Source organism: Nocardioides sp. (assembly GCF_034670285.1).
Lineage (GTDB): Bacteria > Actinomycetota > Actinomycetes > Propionibacteriales > Nocardioidaceae > Nocardioides.
On the sequence record NZ_JAXMNS010000253.1, the window covers coordinates 1 to 5,668 of the forward strand.

The window sequence follows — 5,668 nt, forward strand, 5'->3', positions numbered from 1 at the left end:
CGGGCTCCTGACGCCGTGGAAGGGACAGCAGGTGCTGCTCGACGCGGTGCCGCTGCTCGAGGAGTCCGCGCGCATCGAGATCCTCGGTGGCACCCTGCCCAAGGACACGGCGTACGCCGAGGGGCTCGCCGCCCAGGTCGACGCCCTCGGGATCGGTGACCGGGTCGACATCCTCGGCCACCACCCCGACCCGCTGGCCCGCATGCGCACGTGGACGATCGCCGTCAGCGCGAGCACCGACCCCGAGGCCTGCCCGCTCGCCGTTCTTGAAGCGATGAGCATCGGGCTGCCCGTCGTTGCGACCGACCACGGGGGTGCGCCGGAGGTGCTTGACGGGGCCGGACTGCTGGTGCCGCCGCGAGATGCCGCGGCACTGGCGGACGCCGTGAACTGTATGGTCCGGGACACCTCGTTGCGCACAGCCAGTGCACAGCAGGGGCTGGAGCGGGTCTCCTCGGCCCACCGGCTCGACGTCCAGACCGCCCTTCTGCTCGACGTACTCACCCTGTCCACTCGGGAAGGACCCACGACATGAGAGTGCTGTTCGTCAACGAGAACATCGGCGGGCACCGCAGCGTCCACAACAACCTGCGGTCGTCCTTGGTGGCTCACCCGGACGTCGAGGCGGAGTTCCTCGACGTGCCCAAGGCGGCGGGTTTTCGGCGTGCCGTCGGCACGTCCGTCCCGGGGCTCGGTCGGCTCGACCTGGACCTCCAAGCCCTGCGGGCGCAGCTCGCGCTCAGCGGGTGGGTACGCCGGCGACTGCGGGCCAGCATGCACCGCTTCGACGTCGTGCACGTCTACACCGGCAACGCCGGGCTGCGCAGCGCCGACCTGCTGGCCTCGATGCCCTCGGTCGTCTCGACGGACGCCACCAACGTCACCAACGCCTACCGGTTGCCCAACCGCGAGCCCACCCGGTTCACGCCGCGCGTCATCAAGGCTGCGCAGCGCTGGGAGACGCCGGTCTACCACTCGGCCTCCCTGGTGGTCGCCAACACCGAGTGGATCGCCCGCTCGCTGCGGGCCGACTACGCCGTTCCCGAGGAACGGCTGCGGGTCTTCCCGTTCGGCATCGTCGCGCCGGGTCTCGCGGACGGTCCCGCCCCCGGGGTGCATGCCGGCGACCGCCTGCCCCAGCTCGTCTTCGTCGGTCACCAGCTCGAGCGCAAGGGCGCCCTGCGCCTGCACCGGTTGCACCAGCAGCACCTCGCCGACGAGTGCGAGCTGGTCATCGTGACCAGCGAGCCCGTGCCGCCCGGGCGCAACGTCCGAGCCGTGCACGACGTCACCGTCGGCAGCGGTCGCCTGTGGGAGGTGCTGCGCGAAGCCGCGATGTTCGTCTTCCCCAGCCAGATCGACCAGGCCCCCAACGCCGTGCTCGAGGCGATGGCTGCCGGTCTGCCCGTCGTGGGGCTCCAGGTCGCCGCCATGCCCGACACCGTGCCGGAGTCCTGTGGCCGCCTGGTGGAGAAGGACGACGACCGCGCCCTGGTCGCCGTCCTGCGCCAGCTCGTGCGCGACCCGGCGCTGCGGGCCGAGCTCGGCGCCAACGCGCGTCAGCGGTTCGCCTCGGAGTACGACGCCGCCATCTCCACCGCGCGCCTGGTCGACACCCTCAACGAGGCGCGCGAGCTCTTCGCCGGTGCCCGGTCGAGCACGTGAGAGGCTGAGCTGATGGGAGCCGCGGACAAGCTCAAAGCGCCGCTGAGCGCCGCCGGGCGGCTGGTCACCCGTCGCTCCGGACGGGGTGGGGGAGTGGTCCTCGCCTACCACGACGTCGTGGCCGGAGCAGAGGTCGACGGACCGTGGAGCGTCACCGCCGACCAGCTCAGCACCCACCTGCGCGTCGTACGACGCCTCGGCTTCACCTTCGTGACCCTCGCCGACCTCACGCGCCGCACCCTGGCCGGCGAGTCGGTCGACGGACTCGCGGCGATCGCCTTCGACGACGCCCTGGCAGGCGTGGCGCGCAACGCGCTGCCGATCCTGCACGAGCAGGGGGTGCCCAGCACCCTGATGACCGTCAGCACCGCCTGGGGCAACCAGCCTGCCTGGTGGCCCGGCTCCGACCGCACGATGACGCGCGCCGAGCTCGCCGAGGCGGTCGGTCACGGGGTCGACCTCGCGGCCCACACCCGCACCCACACCTCCCTCACGGCGCTGGCCAGCGGCCCGGCCGGGGCGTTGCGGGACGAGGTCGAGGGCTGTCGCGACGAGCTGGAGGACCTCACCGGTGCTCCGGTGAAGCTCTTCGCCTATCCCTTCGGTCACCACGACCCGGCGGTGCGCGAGGCCGTCGAGACCGCCGGCTACGACGCGGCGTTCACCTTTCTCAACGGTCGGGTCGGCTCCGGACTCGACCGGCACCGACTGCCACGGCTGACCATGGGTGCTCACCAGAGCGCTGCGCGACTCGCCTACCACCTGGCGCGTCCGGCGCACTCGTGGCCCGACCACCAGGTCGATCGCGTCGACGGCGGCGAAAATCCGGCTGACTAGACACCCAGATGTCATCATGGGTCAATGCGACCCGTGCGTCGCACCACCATCAGCCCACCACCGGCCCACCAACGGCCTTGCATTGCCATCGGGGAGTACGTTCGTGAGCACACCTAGGACATCAGCGCGGCGCGACGGGCGGGCTCGGCGTGCCCTTGTCGGGACCCTGCTCGCCGGCCTGGCCCTGGGGGTCACCTCGATCCCCCCGACCCCGGCCAGCGCTGCGCTCGTCGAGGCCCGACCCATCTTCACCCCCTTGGCCGGCGCCCTGACGACCTCGAGCGCTGTCGACCGGAACGCCGCGCTCCCCGACGCGAGCATCTCGGAGAAGAAGAAGGGCAAGAAGAAGCGTCGCCACGGACGGCTTCGGATCGGGATCAGCACCGGGTTCAGCATCATGTATTCCGGCGACAAGAGGCTCGACAAGGACCTGGCCCGCTCCGAGAACTTCGGCGCCGACCAGCTGCGCCTCGACATCAGCTGGGCGATCATCGAGCACGAGCAGGGGGTCTACGACTGGTCGCTGACCGACCGGCTCCTCAGTCGCACCAAGGCGAAGGGCATCAACGTGCTCGGCGTGATCGGGTTCGCTCCCGACTGGAGCCACAACCCGGACCAGTCGGTCAAGCCTGAGCTGTTCGCCAAGTTCGTCGACCTCGCCGCCAAGCGCTACGCCAACAAGGTCGCCGCCTGGGAGATCTGGAACGAGCCCAACCAGGACCGCTCGTGGAAGGCCAAGCCGAACCCGCGCGCCTACGCGCGGATGTTCGAGCAGGCCTCGGCCAAGATCCAGAAGCGTGACCCGAAGGCCAAGATCCTGATGGGTTCGTTGGCTCCCGCGGTCGACGACCCCGACGGCATCGAGATCTCGCCGATCACCTTCCTCAAGGGCGTCTACCGCGCCAAGATCGACCGCTCGTCCTACGACGTCATCTCGGTGCACCCCTTCAGCTATCCCGCGCTGCCCAGCGGCGACGAGGACTGGAACACCTTCAACAGGCTGCCCGACATCTACCGGGTGGTGAAGCGCAACGGCGACGGCAAGAAGCCCTTCTGGCTCACCGAGTACGGCGCCCGCACCGGGTCGTCCTCGCGCTCGGTCAACTACAAGCGGCACACCAAGCTGATGATCGATGCCTACCGCGAGACCAAGAAGCTGCCGTTCGTGCAGGCGCTCTTCTTCTACTCCCTGCGTGACGCCTCGCCGAACCTCAAGGAGCCCGAGGACAACTTCGGCCTGCTGAAGTTCAACGGCCGGCCCAAGCCCGCCTACAAGGCCGTGCGCCGTGAGCTGATCAGGAACCCCTGACCGATGGATCTGATGGAGCACGCCGCCGCGGTCTGGGCGCGCAAGTACCTGTTGCTCGCCGTGGCCCTGACCGTGGCGATCGGCGTCTACGCGCTGCGCTCCACCGCGCCAGAGCAGTACGAGGCGACCACGACGTTGCAGATCCGCCTGCCCGACACCCAGGTCGGTGACCCGTCGAGCCAGGCTGACTTCTACGGCGAGACCGTCGTGGGACTGGCCACGAGTCGACTGGTCGTCGAGCAGGCGCTCGCCGCCGTCGACCGTGACGACGACCCGGACGACGCGGCCGACGACATCACCGCGGCCGCCGACGGCGACAGCTTCCTCGAGCTCGGCGCCTCCGGCTCCACTCCTGAGGAGGCAGTTGACCTGACCGTCGCCCTCGCCGATGTGTTGATCGAGCAGGTCGCGGCCGAGCAGGCTGCCGACTTCGCCAACCAGCGGGCGGCCGTCACGCAGGCGGTGGCCCAGCTCGGACGCGACCGGCGCACCGCGTTGAGCGACGGCACCGACCCGTTCGAGAGGGCTGCCCTCGATCGCGAGCGCGAGGCACTCCTGGGCTCGTTGCGCACCATTGCCGAGAAGACGCCCTGGCGCCTCGAGGTCGTCGTGCCTGCCGTGGAGCCGCGATCGCCTTCGGCGCCGACGCCCACCCGTGACGCCCTGCTGGCGCTGATCCTCGTGCTCATCCTCGGCGCCGAGCTCATCGTCGCCCGTCGCGCTTGGCGTGGCTCGCTCTCGGTGCGCGATCCCGCCAAGGACGCCGGTGACGTGGCCGGGGTGCCCGCCCTCGTGGTGCGTCCCGACCAGTCCGCCGCGGCTCTCACGCCGCTCCTTCCCGCCATCGGCTCGGCACGAGCTGTCAACGTCATCCAGAGCGGTCGCGTGCCCCAGGCCCACACCGTGGCGCTCCTCGCCGAGCTGTTGGCCGCGCGGGGCGAGGACGTCCTGCTCATCGACGCCGGCAAGGCGCGACCGACCGTCCACGCCGAGTACGGCCTCGACGTGGCCCCTGGCCTCGCCGAGCTGCGTCGCTCGGGCAACCTCGAGACCCGACTCAAGGACCTGCCGGGCTCGCGAGGGGTCCACGTGCTCCCCGCCGGCGAGGTCGAGCTGAGCAGCAAGACCCGCCGACTCGCCGACGTGGTCAAGGCGGCCCCGCAGGACCGGATCGCCCTCGCGACCAGCGTCTCCAGCGTCGACGGTCTGCTCGACGTGGTCGCCGACCTCGACGGCCCGCTCGTGCTCGACGTGGACGGCGACATCACGAGGAAGCAGCTGCGCTCGCAGGTCGAGACGCTGCGCGGGCTGGGGCTCGACCTCGTCGCCGTGACGGTCTCCACCGGCGACCGCACCTCCGGCCGCCGCGCCGCTGCACGTCGTACGTCGTCGCTCGCCGAGGCGTGACCCCTCAGGAGTCGCCCCGGCATCCCGGGTGTCCCGGGTGCCCGAGGTCGTGTGCCGGAGGTCGTGTGCCCGAGGTCACGCTAGCTGAGTTTGCAAAGTGCTAACTCCAGCAAGCACTATAGGGACATGGCCAAGAGCAAGGTCGGGCAGACCGTCGAGTCGCTCGGTGACTACCTCAAGGAGCAGCGCGTAGCCTCGCGTCTCTCCCTGCGGCAGCTCGCCGTGCAGGCCGGCGTGTCGAACCCGTACCTCAGCCAGATCGAACGTGGTCTGCGCAAGCCCTCGGCCGAAGTACTGCAACAGATCGCTCGTGCGTTGCGGATCTCCGCGGAACAGCTCTACGTCCGTGCCGGGATCATCAGCCCCGACGACGGTGTCGGGGGGTCGGTGGAGATCGCAGTGTTGAGCGACACCGGGCTCACCGAGCGACATATCTGAAGAGCACACGTC

At 70.3% G+C, this 5,668-nt stretch carries 6 protein-coding genes; all 6 read left to right on the plus strand.

Translation table 11 applies throughout. From position 1 onward, the window contains the following. Positions 1–535, plus strand: a 535-nt coding sequence (locus VOI19_RS12980; protein WP_323793381.1) for a glycosyltransferase family 4 protein, incomplete at its 5' end; no start/stop codon positions are given. After that, positions 532–1,665: a glycosyltransferase family 4 protein gene (locus tag VOI19_RS12985; protein WP_323793382.1), complete on the plus strand. Its 1,134-nt coding sequence runs from the start codon at positions 532–534 to the stop codon at positions 1,663–1,665. The genes VOI19_RS12980 and VOI19_RS12985, both read left to right, overlap by 4 nt. A gap of 12 nt (positions 1,666–1,677) precedes the next feature. After that, a complete protein-coding gene (locus tag VOI19_RS12990) occupies positions 1,678–2,502 on the plus strand; it encodes a polysaccharide deacetylase family protein (RefSeq protein WP_323793383.1) in 825 nt (274 codons plus the stop codon). A gap of 103 nt (positions 2,503–2,605) precedes the next feature. Then, the gene (locus VOI19_RS12995; protein WP_323793384.1) at positions 2,606–3,811 is read left to right on the plus strand and encodes a cellulase family glycosylhydrolase; all 1,206 of its coding nucleotides are present in this window, start codon (positions 2,606–2,608) and stop codon (positions 3,809–3,811) included. Positions 3,812–3,814: 3 nt separating this feature from the next. Continuing rightward, positions 3,815–5,218, plus strand: coding sequence for a hypothetical protein (locus VOI19_RS13000; protein ID WP_323793385.1), 1,404 nt, complete (start codon positions 3,815–3,817; stop codon positions 5,216–5,218). Positions 5,219–5,344: 126 nt separating this feature from the next. Continuing rightward, on the plus strand, positions 5,345–5,656 hold the full coding sequence (locus VOI19_RS13005) for a helix-turn-helix transcriptional regulator (RefSeq protein ID WP_323793386.1): 312 nt from the start codon (positions 5,345–5,347) through the stop codon (positions 5,654–5,656). Positions 5,657–5,668 lie beyond the last annotated feature (12 nt).

What these genes read in the sequence shown, in the direction of transcription:
- VOI19_RS12985 (WP_323793382.1), top strand. Translation starts at nt 532, where the DNA reads ATGAGAGTGCTGTTCGTCAACGAGAACATCGGCGGGCACCGCAGCGTC.
- VOI19_RS12990 (WP_323793383.1), top strand. Translation starts at nt 1,678, where the DNA reads ATGGGAGCCGCGGACAAGCTCAAAGCGCCGCTGAGCGCCGCCGGGCGG.
- VOI19_RS13000 (WP_323793385.1), top strand. Translation starts at nt 3,815, where the DNA reads ATGGATCTGATGGAGCACGCCGCCGCGGTCTGGGCGCGCAAGTACCTG.
- VOI19_RS13005 (WP_323793386.1), top strand. Translation starts at nt 5,345, where the DNA reads ATGGCCAAGAGCAAGGTCGGGCAGACCGTCGAGTCGCTCGGTGACTAC.